This is a genomic window from Nocardia kruczakiae NBRC 101016 (genome assembly GCF_001612965.1).
Taxonomy (GTDB): Bacteria; Actinomycetota; Actinomycetes; order Mycobacteriales; family Mycobacteriaceae; genus Nocardia; species Nocardia kruczakiae.
In genome coordinates, this window is record NZ_BDBL01000040.1 from 28,162 (window position 1) to 45,563 (window position 17,402).

The 17,402-nt window shown below is 67.5% G+C and carries 17 protein-coding genes; 11 read left to right on the plus strand and 6 right to left on the minus strand.

Annotated features, from left to right (window positions below; translation table 11 throughout):
- Positions 1–118: 118 nt before the first annotated feature.
- Both NK1_RS36085 and NK1_RS26085 read right to left on the minus strand, forming a co-directional pair.
- Entirely contained in the window at positions 119–1,318 is a 1,200-nt protein-coding gene (locus NK1_RS36085; protein ID WP_063012852.1) for a lytic transglycosylase domain-containing protein, read from the minus strand.
- Positions 1,315–1,635, minus strand: a complete 321-nt coding sequence (locus tag NK1_RS26085) for a WXG100 family type VII secretion target (RefSeq protein ID WP_051025181.1) — start codon at positions 1,633–1,635, stop codon at positions 1,315–1,317. Before NK1_RS26085 ends, NK1_RS36085 begins: the two co-directional genes overlap by 4 nt.
- A gap of 123 nt (positions 1,636–1,758) precedes the next feature.
- On the opposite strand from NK1_RS26085, the gene NK1_RS26090 reads away from it, so the two are divergent.
- Positions 1,759–2,733 (plus strand): NADPH:quinone oxidoreductase family protein, encoded by a 975-nt coding sequence (locus tag NK1_RS26090; protein WP_063012854.1) that lies wholly within the window; start codon positions 1,759–1,761, stop codon positions 2,731–2,733.
- A gap of 57 nt (positions 2,734–2,790) precedes the next feature.
- The gene (locus tag NK1_RS26095) at positions 2,791–3,909 is read left to right on the plus strand and encodes a winged helix DNA-binding domain-containing protein (RefSeq protein ID WP_063012856.1); all 1,119 of its coding nucleotides are present in this window, start codon (positions 2,791–2,793) and stop codon (positions 3,907–3,909) included.
- A gap of 21 nt (positions 3,910–3,930) precedes the next feature.
- On the opposite strand, the gene NK1_RS26100 is transcribed toward NK1_RS26095, so the two are convergent.
- Complete coding sequence (locus NK1_RS26100) at positions 3,931–4,452, minus strand: Lrp/AsnC family transcriptional regulator (RefSeq protein ID WP_063012858.1); 522 nt, start codon at positions 4,450–4,452, stop codon at positions 3,931–3,933.
- Positions 4,453–4,616: 164 nt separating this feature from the next.
- On the opposite strand from NK1_RS26100, the gene hppD reads away from it, so the two are divergent.
- On the plus strand, positions 4,617–5,810 hold the full coding sequence (hppD, locus tag NK1_RS26105) for a 4-hydroxyphenylpyruvate dioxygenase (RefSeq protein ID WP_063012860.1): 1,194 nt from the start codon (positions 4,617–4,619) through the stop codon (positions 5,808–5,810).
- Between the two features lie 10 nt (positions 5,811–5,820).
- Here hppD and NK1_RS26110 read toward each other — a convergent pair whose 3' ends face one another.
- Complete coding sequence (locus tag NK1_RS26110) at positions 5,821–6,498, minus strand: VC0807 family protein (RefSeq protein WP_063012862.1); 678 nt, start codon at positions 6,496–6,498, stop codon at positions 5,821–5,823.
- A gap of 208 nt (positions 6,499–6,706) precedes the next feature.
- Between NK1_RS26110 and NK1_RS26115 the strand changes: the two genes are divergently transcribed.
- The 8 genes from NK1_RS26115 (at position 6,707) to tuf (ending at position 14,621) form a co-directional block, all read left to right on the plus strand.
- A complete protein-coding gene (locus NK1_RS26115; protein WP_063012864.1) occupies positions 6,707–7,867 on the plus strand; it encodes a sensor histidine kinase in 1,161 nt (386 codons plus the stop codon).
- Positions 7,860–8,579, plus strand: coding sequence for a response regulator transcription factor (locus NK1_RS26120; RefSeq protein WP_084461567.1), 720 nt, complete (start codon positions 7,860–7,862; stop codon positions 8,577–8,579). The genes NK1_RS26115 and NK1_RS26120 overlap by 8 nt, the downstream gene beginning before the upstream one ends.
- Positions 8,580–8,633: 54 nt before the next feature.
- A complete protein-coding gene (locus NK1_RS26125; RefSeq protein WP_036505817.1) occupies positions 8,634–9,164 on the plus strand; it encodes a DUF3558 domain-containing protein in 531 nt (176 codons plus the stop codon).
- Between the two features lie 11 nt (positions 9,165–9,175).
- The gene (locus NK1_RS26130) at positions 9,176–9,748 is read left to right on the plus strand and encodes a DUF3558 domain-containing protein (protein ID WP_245660824.1); all 573 of its coding nucleotides are present in this window, start codon (positions 9,176–9,178) and stop codon (positions 9,746–9,748) included.
- Between the two features lie 410 nt (positions 9,749–10,158).
- Positions 10,159–10,533, plus strand: a complete 375-nt coding sequence (gene rpsL, locus NK1_RS26135) for a 30S ribosomal protein S12 (protein ID WP_014353064.1) — start codon at positions 10,159–10,161, stop codon at positions 10,531–10,533.
- 1 nt (position 10,534) lies between these two features.
- Positions 10,535–11,005 carry a 30S ribosomal protein S7 gene (gene rpsG / locus NK1_RS26140; RefSeq protein ID WP_030517120.1) on the plus strand — a complete coding sequence of 157 codons (471 nt, stop codon included), beginning with the start codon at positions 10,535–10,537 and terminating at the stop codon, positions 11,003–11,005.
- Positions 11,006–11,212: 207 nt separating this feature from the next.
- Entirely contained in the window at positions 11,213–13,315 is a 2,103-nt protein-coding gene (gene fusA, locus NK1_RS26145) for an elongation factor G (RefSeq protein ID WP_039781052.1), read from the plus strand.
- A gap of 115 nt (positions 13,316–13,430) precedes the next feature.
- Positions 13,431–14,621 (plus strand): elongation factor Tu, encoded by a 1,191-nt coding sequence (tuf, locus tag NK1_RS26150; protein ID WP_036505815.1) that lies wholly within the window; start codon positions 13,431–13,433, stop codon positions 14,619–14,621.
- Positions 14,622–14,700: 79 nt separating this feature from the next.
- On the opposite strand, the gene NK1_RS26155 is transcribed toward tuf, so the two are convergent.
- Both NK1_RS26155 and NK1_RS26160 read right to left on the minus strand, forming a co-directional pair.
- Positions 14,701–16,935, minus strand: a complete 2,235-nt coding sequence (locus tag NK1_RS26155; RefSeq protein ID WP_063012866.1) for a hypothetical protein — start codon at positions 16,933–16,935, stop codon at positions 14,701–14,703.
- 80 nt (positions 16,936–17,015) lie between these two features.
- Entirely contained in the window at positions 17,016–17,396 is a 381-nt protein-coding gene (locus NK1_RS26160; protein ID WP_063012868.1) for a cupin domain-containing protein, read from the minus strand.
- Between the last annotated feature and the right edge of the window lie 6 nt (positions 17,397–17,402).

Consider the following 17,402-nt stretch of genomic DNA (forward strand, 5'->3'; position numbering starts at 1 on the left):
GGTGCTTCTTGTGACATGACTTTACGGGGCGCAGGTCACACTGTTACGCCGAGATGGCTCTACTCACACGTAGCAAATGTCCAGTTGTGTCGCGGCGTGCGGTGTCTGCGGCCGCCGATCAGTAGCCGACGTAGCCGCCACCACCGGAGACCGCGGAAACGCCCGGCACGTTGTCGAGCGAACCGTAGCGGTCGATCGAGTAGCGCGTGGCGGCCACGATGTTGTCGACCGGGTTCCAGATATCGGTGTGGCCCGGGGCCGCGTGGGCGTTGAAGGTGCTGTCGATGCACTGCATCAGACCCTTCGACGGATGACCGGCCGCCGCGTTGCTGTCCCAGTTGTTGATCGCGTTCGGATCACCGCCGGATTCGTGCTCGATGATGAGCGCGATGGCGTTCTCGTCGATCGATTCCGGGGGATAGCCCATCTCGATCAGGACCTGTTTGGCCTGGGCGATCCACTGCTGCACATCGCCGGACGGATGGGCGGTGGGCGGCGGACCGCTGGCCGGGCCGTTGTAGCTGCCGCCGCCGTAGCTGCCGCCACTGTAGGAGCTGGTGGCGCCGCCGTGGTGGGAGTTGCCCATCAGGCTGGAGGACGCCGGGCTGCCCGAATGGCTCGCGACCGGTGTGGCGGTCGGGGCGGCGGATGGCGCCGCGGCGGCGGGTGTGGTGGGAGCGGGTGGTGCCGGAGGTGCGGCGCCCGCGCCGGTGACCGGGTCGCCGAGTCCGGCGAACGCCGCATCGACCGGGGCCTTGGCGCCGTTGAGGGCCGTGATCGCCGAGTCCGCGACCGTCTGCGCGTTTTTCAGGGCGTTGACGATTGCCCACTCGTGCGTGGCGGCATCGGTCTTGATCTCGGTGGTCTTCGCCGTGTACTCGATGTCGTTGAGTTTGTCGCGGTGCTGGTCGAGCCAGTCGAGCCGCTTCTGCGGATTCACCGTGCCGTCGGGATTCACTTCGAACGCCGGCATCACGCTGGGGGCGGGTACGAAGGTCGCCTGATCGCGCATCTGCAGCACCGCGAGCTTGGCGTTCTTCAGATTCTCGACCTGTTGGTTCAGTGCCGTCTGCAAACCCAGAACCGCCTGGCTCACCGTCGAAGCCCGGCTTTTCTCCACCTGCATCCGGCCGTCGGCGGCCTGTGCGGCGCCGCCGCCCCATTTCTGGTCCTGACCGAGTTTCTGCGTGCTGTTCACGGCGGCGACGACGGCCTGATCGAGATCCCCGGAGAGTTTGCCGACGGCGGTCGCGGCGGTGCCCAGCTTGTCCGGGTCCCATTTCTCGACGTCGGGGATGGTCAATGCCGCGCCGCTCATGCGCGGATACCGATCTTGTTCAGATCGTCGCGCAGCTGCTGGTCGGTATCGATGATGACCTTGCCGGCCTGTTCGACGGTGTCGGCGATATGCGTTACGCGCGAACCGATTCGCTTCAACGCGTTCTCGACCGAATCCTTCGCGCCGTTGCAGGCCGCGTCCCAGCCGGTGCCCGGAAGCGCACCGGCGGCGCCGGCCAGCCCGGAGTCGAGTTTGCCGATGGCGTCGGACTCGTCGCGCAGGGTTTTCGCGAAACTTTGCAGGGCCGCGGGATCGATCTTCATCGCGTTCGCGGGTGGATCGTTGGGACCGGCCATGAGAAATCCCCCTCTTCGCTCAGTTCAGCGGGCCCCAGCGTAGCAAATCGGGGACCTGTGGACAGGGGTGTGCGAAGACCGGTTAACTTGTGGGAAAGCAGCCGCGGACAGAGAGGTCGTTTCATGCGCGCAGCCCAGGTGAGCAAGCTCGAGGGGCCCGAATCCATCGAGGTCGTGGACATCCCCGAACCGGCGGAATTCCCCGGTGGAGTGGTGATCGACGTCCATGCCGCGGGGGTGGCGTTCCCGGATGTGCTGATGACCCGGGGGCTCTATCAGATGAAACCCGAACTGCCGTTCGTGGTCGGCGGCGAGGTGGCCGGGGTCGTGCGCTCGGCGCCCGAGGATGCGCGGGTCCGGGCGGGCGACCGGGTGGTGGCGCTGACCATGCTCGGTAACGCGGTCGCCGAAACCGCGGTGACCGCAAAGGAAATGGTGTTCCGGCTGCCGGACAACATTTCCCTCGAAGCGGGCGCGGGCATCCTGTTCAACGATCTGACCGTGCACTTCTGCCTGCGCAACCGAGGCCGGCTGGCGGAGGGTGAGATCGTGCTCGTGCACGGCGCCGCCGGCGGCATCGGCACCTCCACCCTGCGCATGGCGAAGGCGCTGGGCGCGGGGCGGGTGATCGCCGTGGTGAGTACCGAGGAGAAGGCCGAGGTCGCGCGGGCCAACGGCGCCTCCGACGTGGTACTCACCGACGGCTGGCTGGCCGCGGTGAAGGAACTGACCGGCGGCCGGGGCGTCGACATCGTGCTCGATCCGGTCGGCGGCGACCGGTTCACCGACAGCATTCGCTCGCTGGCTCCGGCCGGGCGGTTGCTCGTGGTCGGCTTCACCGCGGGCGAAATCCCCACCGTGAAGGTGAATCGCTTGCTGCTCAAGAACGTCGAGGTGATCGGCGCGGCCTGGGGTGAATGGGTGATGACCCATCCGGGCTATCTGCAAGAGCAGTGGGACGAGGTCGCGCCGCTGCTGGAATCGGGCAAGATCGCGGCGCCGCAGCCCGTGCTGTACCCGCTGACCGAGACCGCGGCTGCCGTCGCCGCGCTCGACAACCGTTCGGCGAAGGGCAAAGTCGTCGTCACCGTGCGCTGAGCGGCCCTCGTCCGGCAGGCGTTCGATGTCGGTGCCGGGTCGTAGGGTGAGCGCATCATGAAACTGTCCGATCGGATTCTGAATCGCACCCTGCTGGCCCGGCAGCACCTGCTGCGGCGGTCGTCGGTGGCGGTCCCGCAGCTGTGTGAACACCTGGTCGGGCTGCAGGCCCAGGACGTGACGCCGCCGTATGTCGGATTGTGGAGCAGGATCAGCGATTTCGATCCGGCGGCGGTCTCGGCCGGACTCGAGAATCGTTCGCTGGTGCGAATCACGTTGATGCGCGCCACTATTCACCTGGTGACGGCGGCGGATGCGCTGCGCATCGCGCCGCATATCCAGCCGGAACTGGAGAAGATCCCGTTCCGCAAGGGCTTCTTCTACGGCGCGATGGTCGGGCTCGATCCCGAGGAGGTCCGCGCCCGGGGCGAGAAGGTGCTGGGGGCACAGCCGATGTCGTCGGCAGAGCTGCGGGCTCGTGCCGTCGAGGAATATCCCGACCGCGAGCCCACGGCCGTGACGCAGACCTGGCTCTATCAGCTCCCGGTGCTGCAGACCCCGCCGCGGGGGTTGTGGGGGAACAACAGCCGCCCGGTGTGGTCGCGTATCGAACCGTGGCTGGAGGCGCCCCTCGACGAGGCATATCCGGTGCAGGAGTTGGTCATTCGCTATCTGCGCGCCTTCGGTCCCGCGACCACGATGGATGTGCAGACCTGGTCGCGACTGCTCGGTATCAAGGAAATACTGGACGGGCTGGGCGACCGCGTGCGCACCTACACCGACGAGCGCGGCCGCGTCCTCTACGACGCCGCCGACGCCGAACTCGCCGATCCCGATCTGCCCGCACCCGTCCGCCTGCTTGGCTGGTACGACAACGTCCTGCTGTCGCATCGGGATCGCAGCCGGATCATTCCCGGGAACGCCCCGCTGCCCCTGCGCCATATGGCCGCGCAGGCGTGCCCGGTGCTCATCGACGGGTTCCTGGCCGGCATCTACAAAATCTTCACCGACAAGTCGGCGGCGCGGTTGCGCATCGCCCCGGGCCGGGAGTGGTCGGCGCGGGAAGCGGCCGAGGTCGAAGCGGAAGCACGCGGCCTGCTGGGTTTTCTGGAGCCGAGCCTGCGCCCGGAGGTCGACATCCTCGCGCCCGGAGCGAATCTCAGAACCGGGAAGTAGCCACGCGTCGCCGGTGCGCGCTCAGGGCGTCGAATTCCGGTATGCCGGAGCCTTACTCGTCCCCGCCGGGGTGAGCGTGCGCAGCAGTGGCAGTGTGCGGGGGGCGACCACCGTGGACAGCACGATCACACTGTGCGACCGCACCACCGCGGCGCTGCGGTCGATACTCAGCAGCACCGCCTGCAGGCCCGCATGCGAATCGGCGCCGATGCGGCACAGGACATCGCTGGAACCGGTGGTCGCATAGGCCTCGAGCACGCCGGGGATGGTCTCCAGATCGGTGGTCACCGCGTCCAGGGCGCCCTGGGCGATCTCCAGGCTCACGAAGGCCTGCACGTCGAATCCGGCGGCGGTGACGTCGACCTGCGGATCGTAGGAGGCGATGACCCCGGCCTCCTCCATACGCGCGATGCGCGACTGTACGGTCGCCCGAGCCACCCGGGTCCGTCGCGACAGTTCGAGGACGCCCGCCTTCTGGTACTCGTGCATGGCGGTGAGGATCGCCAGATCCAGTTCGTCCAGTTTGGCGTGGGTGCGCGTCATCGTCGTCTCCTGTATTCGGCCCGGCGGCCCCGCAGGGGCGCGGCCGGGGCGCAGCTATTCAAATTGTCCAGCACTCGGCGGCCTGTGGTGACCAATTGAGCCAGGGTGTCTACTCGAAATCCTCGACATTGCCCAGAACCTCGGCGCGGAGATTATCTGGAGGTATGACAATCGAGGACCTCTCCCGCACCTCCCGGCCCGCGGTGCCGGGCGATGCGGAGCTGCGCCGGCTGGTCGGGCTCGTCGACCACGATCCCGGTGCCGATCCCTTCCCCGTCCTCGGGTGGGACGCGCTGGTGTGGGTGGTCGGCAACGCGACCCAGTTCACGCACTATCTGCAGGCGTTCGGGATGGCGCTGGAGGCCTATTCCGGACCGGAGACCGGCAATCGCGATCACAAGTCCTACGTATTGCGCAGCGGCAGTGCGCGATTCGTGGTGTGCGGGGCGGTGGATCCGGCCAGTCCGCTGGTCGCCCACCACGACCGGCACGGCGACGGCATCGTCGACATCGCGCTCGAGGTGCCCGACGTGGACCGCTGCATCGCCCACGCCCGGCGCCACGGCGCGCGGATCCTGGTCGAGCCGCACGACGCGTCGGACGACTTCGGCACGGTCCGTACGGCTGCCCTGGCCACCTACGGCGAAACCCGCCACACCCTGGTCGATCGGTCGCGCTATCACGGTCCGTATCTGCCGGGATATGTCGCACGCCGGTCGGGTTATCAGCCGCGCGCGCCGCATCGGCTGTTCCAGGCCGTGGACCATGTCGTGGGCAATGTGGAGCTCGGGCGGATGGACGAGTGGGTGGAGTTCTATCACCGCGTCATGGGCTTCACCGATATGGCGGAATTCGTCGGCGACGATATCGCGACCGAATATTCGGCGCTGATGAGCAAGGTCGTGGCCAACGGCAACCATCGCGTGAAATTCCCGTTGAACGAACCGGCGGCCGGGCGTAAACGCTCACAGATCGACGAATATCTGGAGTTCTACGGCGGCCCCGGCGTCCAGCACATCGCCCTGGCCACCGGCGACATCCTGAGCACCGTCGACGCCCTGCGCCGCGAAGGCATCGAATTCCTCGACACCCCGGACACCTATTACGAGGATCCCGAACTGCGCGCCCGCATCGGCCACGTCCGGGTGCCGGTGCGGCACCTGCAGTCGCGCGGCATTCTCGTCGACCGTGACGAGGACGGCTATCTGCTGCAAATCTTCTGCAAACCGCTCACCGACCGCCCGACCGTATTCTTCGAATTGATCGAGCGGCACGGCTCACTGGGCTTCGGAAAGGGGAATTTCCAGGCCCTGTTCCAGGCGATCGAGCGGGAACAGCACGCGCGCGGGAATCTGTGACAGGGCGTTCTCACTCGTCCTCGGACAGTGCGCGCAGCCGCGCCTTGACGTCGAGGCGTCGTCGCGACCGCACCGTGTGGAACGCCAGCGCGGCGATGATGGTCCATTGCACCGGGTTCATCAGCGCGACGGATGCCGATACCGGCAGGGAGTAGATCAGCAGGAGCCGCACCACCGCGTCGACCGCGAGCCCGGCGCTCCACACCACCGTGGCGGTCGTGAACGTGCGCCGGACCTCTGAGTCGTTGTGCCACAACGTTTCCCATCGCCCGGACGAATCCGGTCCGAGTGCGTGCATGCGCTGCGAGACCGCGAACATCGCCGGCCGGCCCAGCAGGCAACTGCCCGCCAGCAGCACGCTGATCACCGCCGAGGTGATCGGATCCTTCGCCAGCATCATTCGCTCGTCGCCGCCCAGTACGGCCAGTACGAGACCCAGCGCGTTGAGCAGGAAGACGAATACGGCGACGCCGTCGGCCTTGCGCCGCGCCGCGGCGATCCCGAGCGCCCATATGCCGGCGACGACCGTCGAACACACCAGCGCGCGATAGCTGGTGCACCCGGCCGCGATCAGCAGATAGTAGGTCGCGGGCGACAGCCCGATATCGGCTGCGAGTGCCAGAATCCGCCGCGCCCGGCGTAGGCGGCTCCCGGTGCTGTCGGGAGTGAGTGTGGCGGTGTCGGTCATCGGAATCTCCCCTGCGAGTACTGGACGTTATGTCATTGCCACGCTAGGGATTTCGGGCCGCGGCTCGCCTCGGCCGGGAGATGGATCGTGGGATCTCCACCCGCGGGTGGAGCGACCGCGGCCGCATCTCGGCCCGGAGGTCCTTCCGGCGGCGATCCGGACGCGCCTACCGTCGTGGTACCCGGCGCGGAATGTCACCAGGAGGGTCATGCGAGAGGGGTTGCGGGAGTTCGGGCGACGGCTGATCGGCAACGATCCCGACGCCAGCCCGCTGATGCGTGTCATCGGCGCGACGTTGCTGGCCGCCAATCTGGTGTTCGGCCATCGCGGTCCGGTGCCGGCGTGGCTGTGGGCGGTGCTGGTGGCCGCCTATGCCGGGTGGCTCGTGTTCGCCGTGGTCGAATCCCGGAATCCACGGGTGGCCACCCTGGCGTTGACCTGGTGCGCGCTGCTGAGCGCGGCGGTCGTCGGAGCGGCCCCGGACGTCTCCGCATTCATCATGCTGTGCGCGGCGGCCAGTGTGCTCGCCCAGCAGTTCCGGTCCGGCACGCGAACCATCGTGCTGGGGTTCGCGGCCCAGGTCGCGGTCCTGATCGCCGGTTGCGCGATGGCCGGCAAGGACCTCGGCGATACGCTCACCTATGTCGGCGTGCTCGTCATTCTGTTGCTGCTCGGGTTGTATCGGCGCCTGCATCGACTACGCGTCCGCCAGACCCAGCTGCTGCTCGAGCAAACCCGTCGCGCGCAGGACGAACACGCCCGGGCGGCCGCGCTCGACGAACGCGCTCGGATCGCGCGGGAGCTGCACGACGTCCTGGCGCATTCGCTCGGTGCGCTGAGTATGCAGTTGGAGGTCGCGGAACTGCTGCTCGACGAAAGAGGCGATATACCGGGCGCATTGGCGCATGTGCGGCGCTCGCACCGGCTCGCCCGCGACGGGTTGATCGAGGCGCGCGGCGCGGTGGCCGCGCTGCGCGGCGACGTGCCACCGCTGCCCGATGCCGTGCGTGAACTGGTCGAGAGCTATCGCCGCGATCACGGGATGACGGTGGAGTTGCGCTGCGACGGTCCCGCCCGGCCGGTGGATTCGGGTGCCGCGGTCTCGCTGGCCCGCACGCTGCGCGAGGCGTTGACGAACGCCGCCAAGCACGCACCGGGACGGCCGGTGCGCGTCGCGCTCGTCTTCACGGCCGGCGACGTGCGACTGTCGGTGCGGAACACGGTCGCGGAAACGCAGACTCGCGATCCGCTGCCCGGCGGGCACGGTCTGACCGGGATGCGTGAGCGGATCGCATTGGCCGGGGGCACACTGTCGTCCGGTGTGGCCGACGGCGAATGGGTTGTGACGGCGGAGGTTCCGATTGAGTGAGCGCCGGGAACCGCTGCGGGTGCTGGTGGTCGACGACCAGCAGGTGATGCGTGAGGGTCTGGTCGCACTGCTGGGACTTGTCGACGAGGTGAGCGTGGTCGGCGCCGCGGCAAACGGGGAACAGGCACTGCGGGCGGTGGCGGAGACCGATCCGGATGTGGTGCTCATGGATCTGCGGATGCCCGTCATGGACGGCGTCGAGGCGACCCGCCGGATCGCGGCCGACCATCCCGGGACCGCGGTGCTGGTGCTGACCACCTACGCCGACGACGCCTCGATCGTGAGCGCCTTGCGAGCGGGCGCGCGCGGCTACCTCACCAAGGACGCCGGCCGAGTGGAGATCGTCGCCGCGCTGCGCGCCGCCGCGGCGGGGCAGTCCACCTTCGACGCCACGGTGTCCCAGCGGCTGGTGGACGCGCTGATCGGCGATCCTCCCCGTGCCGAGGCGGTGTCCGCACCCCCTGCCCCGAATCCCCCTGCCCCGCATCCCACTGCGCCGAATCCGGACGGCCTCACCGCTCGCGAGGCGGAGGTCGTCGCCCTCATCACCCGCGGACTGAGCAACGCCGAGATAGCCGCCCACCTGTTCGTCTCGCCGGCGACGGTGAAGACCCACATCAACAACGCCTTCGCCAAGATCGGCGCCCGCAACCGCGCCGACGCCGTCCGCTACGGCTACCGCCACGGCCTGGCCGACCCGACCGCCGAGTAGCCGGGTCGGCGCAGCGGACAGCACCTGCGCCGCCGATAACATAGAGTGCCCATCATGCGATTGACGGCGGCGATTGTCACCGGGACGGCTCTCGCGGCGCTGCTGGCGGGCTGCGGGTCGGGGGATGATTCGGGCAGCGACTCTCCGTCGGTCCGCCCGCCCGCGAAGGTGGCGGCGCTGGGTCCGTTCGCGGGGGAGTGCGGGCATGTCACCGATGACGAGGTCCGGAATCTGGGCGGGCTCGGTCAGATCTCGCAGGTGTTCAAGAACTCGGTCGGGTGCAATTGGCAGGCCGGCGGCATCGGCGGTCCGAGTGTGACGTTCGCGTCGTATCGAGGCAGCCCGATCGGGCGGGAGAAGGCGTGGGTCACCGCGCAGGGCCGCAATCCGGAGTCGATCGAGGTCGGCGGCCATCAAGGTTTCCAGGACGCGAGCCAGGACGGCACCATCTGTGATTTCGCCGTGCAACTGGGCGATGACTTCTTCGAATGGTCGACCTCGGCCGGCGCGTTCGGGCAGGTGTCGGCGACGCCGTGCGACAAGAACCGCAAACTGGCCGAACTGACCGTGCAGCGTCTGAAGTGAGGGCGGCTGATATGAGCAACGGCATGCGTGATCGGGGCCGCGTCCGGCGCGGTGTGCGGGCGGGCGGGATCGCGGTCCTCGCGCTGACGGTCGGGGTGGCGGTCGGCGGCTGCGGCCGTACGGTCTCCGGGACCGCGTTGCCGGCGGGTAGCGGCGGCGGGGTCAACATGAACTTCGACAAGTTGCTGCGCGAATGCGAAGTCGTGAAGCAGGACGACATCGCCAAGGCGACCGGCGCCCAGGACGCACAGGGGTCGTTCAACGGCGCGGTGTGCATGTGGGATCTGTCGGGTACGCCCGGCGGCGACGGTATGGCCACGCTGAACTGGTACGAGATGGGTTCGCTGCCGAACGAGAAGGCCAACAACGACCGGCTCGGCTACACCACCACGGATGTGAACGTGCAGGGCCGGCGCTCGCTGCAGGTGCAGCGGCCGGGCGATCCGGATTCGTGCGGCGTGATGGCGCCGGCCGCGGACACCGGGATCATCGGCTGGTGGGTGAACTACCGGCCGGGCGGCCATCCGGATCCGTGTGCCGGAGCGAAGAAGCTGGCCGAGTTGACCCTGAATCTGGCGCGGTAATTCGCGGTAATTTCGACCTCCGCTTCGCGCCGAGTGCCCGCGTGTGGGGCCGGGGAGCGCTCGAGAGATAGTTGTTGTGCATCGTGAGTGGTGAAGCGTGCTTGCCGGACCCCACTTTTGCCCCCCGCCGCGCCGACGGGTATCGTGGACCGCTGTGCCCGGAAGCGTGCGGGCAGGTTTGTGCGTAGAACGTAAGCCAGCGAGAGCGGCCGACCGTTTCAGCGTGCCCGGAAAAGTAGGCATGTACTGCGCGCGACACGCCCGACCTCGGGACGCGTGCGAACGCGATCCGGGCAAGTGGTGACAGCTCTATGACCGCGGCGTGAACTCCGGGGAATCGGGGAGCGCCGCCGACAAACAGACATCGAAGAGTTCCAGACACCTGGTTACTGAATAAGGAAAGCCGGTATATGCCAACCATCAACCAGCTGGTCCGCAAGGGTCGTCGCGACAAGGTCGCCAAGACCAAGACTGCGGCCCTGAAGGGGAGCCCGCAGCGTCGTGGCGTGTGCACCCGCGTGTACACCACGACCCCGAAGAAGCCGAACTCCGCGCTGCGTAAGGTCGCGCGTGTTCGCCTGACCAGCGCGGTCGAGGTCACGGCTTACATCCCGGGCGAGGGCCACAACCTGCAGGAGCACTCGATGGTGCTCGTTCGCGGCGGTCGTGTGAAGGACCTCCCCGGTGTGCGCTACAAGATCATCCGCGGCTCGCTCGACACCCAGGGTGTGAAGAACCGCAAGCAGGCCCGCAGCCGCTACGGCGCCAAGAAGGAGAAGAGCTGATATGCCACGCAAGGGCCCCGCACCCAAGCGTCCGCTGATCAACGATCCGGTCTACGGATCGCCGCTGGTCACTCAGCTGGTCAACAAGATCCTGCTGGACGGCAAGAAGTCGACCGCCGAGCGCATCGTCTACGGCGCGCTCGAGCAGGCGCGCGAGAAGACCGGCACCGATCCGGTCGTGACCCTCAAGCGTGCGCTCGACAACGTGAAGCCCGCCCTCGAGGTGAAGCCGCGTCGTGTCGGTGGCGCCACCTACCAGGTCCCGGTCGAGGTTCGTCCGGGTCGCGCCAACACCCTGGCGCTGCGCTGGCTGGTCAACTACTCGCGCGCGCGTCGTGAGAAGACCATGATCGAGCGTCTGGCCAACGAGCTGCTGGATGCGAGCAACGGTCTGGGCGCTTCGGTGAAGCGTCGCGAGGACACCCACAAGATGGCCGAGTCCAACCGGGCGTTCGCGCACTACCGCTGGTGATTGGTCACCCGGTCCGCCGGTGAAGGAACGGCGCCGGGAGGCGAGTCACAGTCGGGTGCGGCACGTGCTCTCAGCAGGGCACTTATCAGCCGCACCCGACGTTGACATAGTGATGGCCAGGGGCCCGCATCGCAGCGGAACCGCCCGGGCCGTTCCCGAAAATCCCAACTAGCTGATCGCTAACAGAGCAGAGCGGGGAAGATTTCCGTGGCACAGGACGTGCTCACCGACCTCAACAAGGTCCGCAACATCGGCATCATGGCGCACATCGATGCCGGCAAGACGACCACAACCGAACGAATCCTGTTCTACACCGGTGTGAACTACAAGATCGGTGAGACCCACGACGGTGCGTCGACCACCGACTGGATGGAGCAGGAGCAGGAACGCGGCATCACCATCACCTCGGCGGCGGTGACGTGTTTCTGGAACCAGAACCAGATCAACATCATCGACACCCCCGGCCACGTGGACTTCACCGTCGAGGTGGAGCGTTCGCTGCGTGTGCTCGACGGCGCCGTCGCGGTGTTCGACGGTAAAGAGGGCGTCGAGCCGCAGTCCGAGCAGGTGTGGCGTCAGGCCGACAAGTACGACGTGCCGCGTATCTGCTTCGTCAACAAGATGGACAAGCTGGGCGCCGACTTCTACTTCACCGTCCAGACCATCAAGGACCGTCTCGGTGCGAAGCCGCTGGTCATCCAGCTGCCGATCGGCGCGGAGGACACCTTCGAGGGCATCGTCGACCTGGTCGAGATGAACGCCAAGGTGTGGACCGGCGAGACCAAGCTCGGTGAGAAGTACGAGGTCACCGAGATCCCGGCCGACCTGAAGGAGAAGGCCGAGCAGTACCGCCAGGAGCTGCTCGAGACCGTCGCCGAGTCGGACGAGGCGCTGCTGGAGAAGTTCTTCGGTGGCGAGGAGCTCTCGATCGACGAGATCAAGGGCGCCATCCGGAAGCTGACCGTCGCCTCGGAGCTGTACCCGGTGCTGTGTGGTTCGGCGTTCAAGAACAAGGGCGTGCAGCCCATGCTCGACGCCGTCGTGGACTACCTGCCCTCGCCGCTGGACGTCGAGAACGTGGAAGGCCACGTCCCCGGCAAGGAAGACGAGGTCATCACTCGTAAGCCGAGTGCCGACGAGCCCTTCGCCGCACTGGCGTTCAAGATCGCCGTGCACCCGTTCTTCGGCAAGCTGACCTACGTCCGCGTGTACTCGGGCAAGGTCGACTCCGGCGCTCAGGTCATCAACTCGACCAAGAGCAAGAAGGAGCGTCTGGGCAAGCTGTTCCAGATGCACTCCAACAAGGAGAACCCGGTTCCCTCGGCGTCGGCCGGCCACATCTACGCGGTCATCGGCCTGAAGGACACCACCACGGGTGACACCCTGTGCGATCCGCAGAACCAGATCGTGCTGGAGTCCATGACCTTCCCGGACCCGGTCATCGAGGTCTCGATCGAGCCCAAGACCAAGTCCGACCAGGAGAAGCTGGGCACCGCGATCCAGAAGCTGGCCGAAGAGGACCCGACCTTCTCCGTCAAGCTGGATGCCGAAACCGGCCAGACCGTCATCGGCGGTATGGGCGAGCTGCACCTCGACATCCTCGTCGACCGGATGAAGCGCGAGTTCAAGGTCGAGGCGAACGTCGGTAAGCCGCAGGTCGCGTACCGCGAGACGATCACCAAGCCGGTCGAGAAGCTCGAGTACACGCACAAGAAGCAGACCGGTGGTTCGGGTCAGTTCGCCCGCGTCATCATCGGCCTGGAGCCCTTCACCGGCGAGGACGGCGCGACCTACGAGTTCGAGAACAAGGTCACCGGTGGTCGCGTTCCGCGCGAGTACATCCCGTCGGTGGACGCCGGCATCCAGGACTCCATGCAGTACGGTGTCCTCGCTGGTTACCCGCTGGTCAACCTGAAGGCCACCCTGCTCGACGGCGCCTACCACGAGGTCGACTCCTCGGAAATGGCGTTCAAGATCGCGGGTTCGATGGCGCTGAAGGAAGCGGCCCGTAAGGCCGGTCCGGTGATCCTCGAGCCGCTCATGGCTGTCGAGGTCATCACGCCCGAGGACTACATGGGCGATGTGATCGGCGACCTGAACTCCCGCCGTGGCCAGATCCAGGCCATGGAGGAACGCAGTGGTGCCCGTGTCGTCAAGGCGCTGGTTCCGCTCTCGGAGATGTTCGGTTACATCGGTGACCTGCGGTCGAAGACCCAGGGCCGGGCGAACTACTCCATGGTGTTCGATTCGTACGCGGAGGTTCCGGCCAACGTGGCGAAGGAGATCATCGCCAAGGCGACCGGCGAGTAATCGCAGTCGGGGCGGGTTTGCGAGAATCCGCCCCGTTCGGTCGCGCACGACCCCCTGTAAGTACAAACCGCACTGCTGCACAAAAGCACGCACTAACTAGTCCAGGAGGACAACAGTGGCGAAGGCGAAGTTCGAGCGGACGAAGCCCCACGTCAACATCGGCACCATCGGTCACGTCGACCACGGCAAGACCACGCTGACCGCGGCGATCACCAAGGTGCTGGCTGACAAGTACCCGGACCTGAACCAGAGCTTTGCGTTCGACCAGATCGACAAGGCTCCGGAGGAGAAGGCTCGTGGTATCACGATCAACATCTCCCACGTCGAGTACCAGACCGAGAAGCGTCACTACGCGCACGTCGACGCCCCCGGCCACGCCGACTACATCAAGAACATGATCACCGGTGCCGCCCAGATGGACGGCGCGATCCTCGTGGTCGCCGCCACCGACGGCCCGATGCCGCAGACCCGTGAGCACGTGCTGCTCGCCCGTCAGGTCGGCGTGCCCTACATCCTGGTCGCGCTGAACAAGTCGGACATGGTCGACGACGAGGAAATCCTCGAGCTCGTCGAGATGGAGGTCCGCGAGCTGCTGGCCGCCCAGGAGTTCGACGAGGACGCCCCCGTCGTCCGCGTCTCCGGCCTGAAGGCCCTCGAGGGTGACGAGAAGTGGGTCGAGTCGGTCGTCGAGCTGATGAACGCTGTCGACGAGTCCATCCCGGACCCGGTTCGTGAGACCGACAAGCCGTTCCTGATGCCGATCGAGGATGTTTTCACCATCACCGGTCGTGGCACCGTGGTCACCGGTCGTGTCGAGCGTGGCGTGATCAACGTCAACGAAGAGGTCGAGATCGTGGGTATCCGCGAGAAGACCCAGAAGACCACCATCACCGGCATCGAGATGTTCCGCAAGCTGCTGGACCAGGGCCAGGCGGGCGACAACGTCGGTCTGCTGGTTCGTGGTCTGAAGCGTGACGACGTCGAGCGTGGTCAGGTCGTCGTCAAGCCGGGCACCACCACCCCGCACACCGAGTTCGAGGGCCAGGCGTACATCCTGTCGAAGGACGAGGGTGGCCGTCACACCCCGTTCTTCAACAACTACCGCCCGCAGTTCTACTTCCGCACCACCGACGTGACCGGTGTCGTGACCCTCCCCGAGGGCACCGAGATGGTCATGCCGGGCGACAACACCGAGATGAGCGTCAAGCTGATCCAGCCGGTCGCCATGGAAGAGGGCCTGCGCTTCGCGATCCGCGAGGGTGGCCGCACCGTCGGCGCCGGCCGCGTCACCAAGGTCATCAAGTGACCCTGTGAGACAACGCCGTCACGACACGTGACAGCATGAAAAGGGCCGTTCCCCTCGGGGAACGGCCCTTTTCGCGTTCTCAGTTCTCGGTGGCGGCCAGGAGGGCTTCGGCGAATTCGCGCATCTGGTCGGCGCCGCCGAACCAGGTGGTGACGAGTTCGACTGCGGCGGTGCGGGTTCGGTGGGCGGCGGTGATGAGGCCGTTGAGGTCGACGTCGCCGGCTTCGGCGTTGCGAGCCACATTTTCCAGCGTGTGGCTGGCCAGCAGTAGCTGCATCACCAGGCCGACGTCGATGGCCGGGGGTTCGCCGGTGGTTTCGGCTCGGCGGCGCGCCGCGCGCCGGGAGGTCGGGGGTACGCCGGTGCGCGAGGCGATGTCGGTCGGGGCGTCCCCGGAGTGATCATCGTTGGTGGCGCGTCGGTTTCGGCGGCCACCGGTACCCGCTGCCGGTTCGGCGTGAGCGGCGTCGGTGGCCGAATCGTGCGATGTGGCAATTGCTTCCGCCGACTCGGTCGCCGGGTGGTCGTCGGCTCTGGTTCCCTCCGTGGGCGATCGGTGCCGGCTGGTCGGAACGTACTCCGCCGCAGGAGCTTTCGCCGCACGTCGTCGGAGGATGTCGGTATCGGACTGTTCGAGGAGGGCGCTCGCCGGGGCGGAGCGCAGTCCCACCGTCGCCCCGTTGCGGGTGGGGAACGGGCGCGACGTGGCGTCGGCGCTCTCCGCGCGGCTGCGAATCGCCGGCAGCGTGTCGGTGTTCTGCCAGGATTGCGGGTCCGCGGAGTCGGCTCGGTCCGTACCGTCTGCCGGGCCGGAATGGGCCGGGCCGGTGGTTTCGGCGTGGTCGGACCGGGGCGGCTCGTTCGAATGCCGATGCGGAAGCCGTGCGGGAGGCGACTTCTCGCCCTTCTCGGTGGTGCGGTCCGTCGGATCCGCTTCGGCGACAGTATGTTCGGCGGCGATGCGTGCGCTGTCGGCGACGGATGCGGCGCGCGTGCTGAGCGGGGTGTGGTCGCCGTGGGTCACCGATCCCGTAGCGGTGGTGGACCGGCGGGCGTCGTCGCCCGGCTGCCCGGCCGGCGGTGTCGCGGCGGACGATGTGGGCGCAGGATCGGCGTCCTCGCCGGGTGGTGTCGTGCGTCCGGTCGCCGATGTGTCATCGCTCGCCGTGGTGCGACGGGTCTCGGCTTCGTCGGCCGCCGCGGCTGTGGTGGCCGGCGACTCCGCGCTCGCGGAGCGTGCGGTGCCGTGCTGGCCCTCGCCCGCGGGCTCGGCTGCCGTGGATGCGGAGATTTCACCGGACAGCCGGGACTCGGGGGTACTCGCGGCGGGCTGCTCGTTGTCGCGTGCCCGCCGGGCCGCCCGGGGGATGGGGCGGCGGGTGGCTTCCGGGCGGGCATCCGTGCTCGCCGATGCCGCAGCGGATTCCGTTCCGGCATCCGCAGATTCGGCCCGGGCGATGCCGTGGGCGGGAGTGGGGAGTCGCGTCGGCAGTTTCGGCGGCGCCGGGACGGATGTGCTGGCCGAGGCAACCGAATCGGCCGCTTCGGCCCGACGCGGCTCCGCCGGCTCGGCGGGAGACGTCCCAGCAGACGCAGCCTCGGCAGGAGACGCTTCGGCAGGAGAGGTTTCGGCGGGCTGGGGCTCGGCGCTGCGAGAGCGACTCTGCAGCCCGGGGTCGATGCCCAGGCTCTCCGCGATGCGGCGGACCGTGTCCTCCGGATCCGAAGATCCGGCATCGAGTTCGTCTGCCCAGTTGGCCTTTTCCGTCGTCTCGATCTCGCCGGGAGCCGCAGACGATCCCAGGACACCCGATCTCGGATCCACCGGAGGCATCTCCGCTGCGCTCACCGCGAAACTGGAAGTGGGAGCGGATTCGTCGCCGGCCGAGGTGGGATGGCCCGGCGGCTGCCCCGTGCCCCGCTCGTAGTCGGCATCGAACGGCGAGGCGAACATGCTGCGCTGCGCGGATTCTCGGGTGGGCAGCGGCGGAATGGCGGTGCGGGCCGACGAGTCGCGGACCGGTAGCGGCGGTACGGCAGGAGGCGCCGGAACCGCGCTGCCGCTGAGGTAGTCGGGTGAATAGGACGGAACATCGGTGGGCGAGGCGCCCGGTGGCGGGCCGAAAACGCTCTCGCTCTTTCCGGACTCACCGAATTCGGCACTGTCCCAGCGCAGTCCGAACTTCTCGGCGCCACCGTGCGCGGGTCCGCTGCTGCCCGCCTGCTGACCCGGCTCCTCCTCGGAGCGGGTCAGTCGGTGCCCCTCTCGTGCAGTATGGGGCTCTCCGAAACGGGCATTGGCGGGATCCGTCATACACCCCATTCTTATCGCTCGCCTTTCCGGGTGCGAGTTCGCGGGGTGTGCGAGGGCTCCCGCCACCGTTGCGCCGCAGCTCAATCCGTTCGTTTCTCGAGTTCGGTGCCGCGACGAAGGGTGAGCGACATCAGTTCGCTCGGCTCGTCCACTTCGATTCGATGCCAGTGCCCGCGCGGCACGATGAACGCCTGTCCGGCGCGCAGGGATACCGATGCCGCCGGGTCGCCGGTCTCGCGCAGATATATCCGTATCCCGCCCGAGAGCACCGCCACCAGTTCCTCTCCGCTCGGATGCATTTCCCAGTGATCACCGTGGACGTCGGCGTCGGTGGCCACCCGGAAGGCCGCCAGGGTCCATCCCTCCACATCTCCGGACATGCGGCGTTGTTCATCGAAAATCCTGCCGTCGGGCAGCATTCGGATACCGCGTGCGAACAGGTCGACAGGTGCGAGTGACATGGTGTT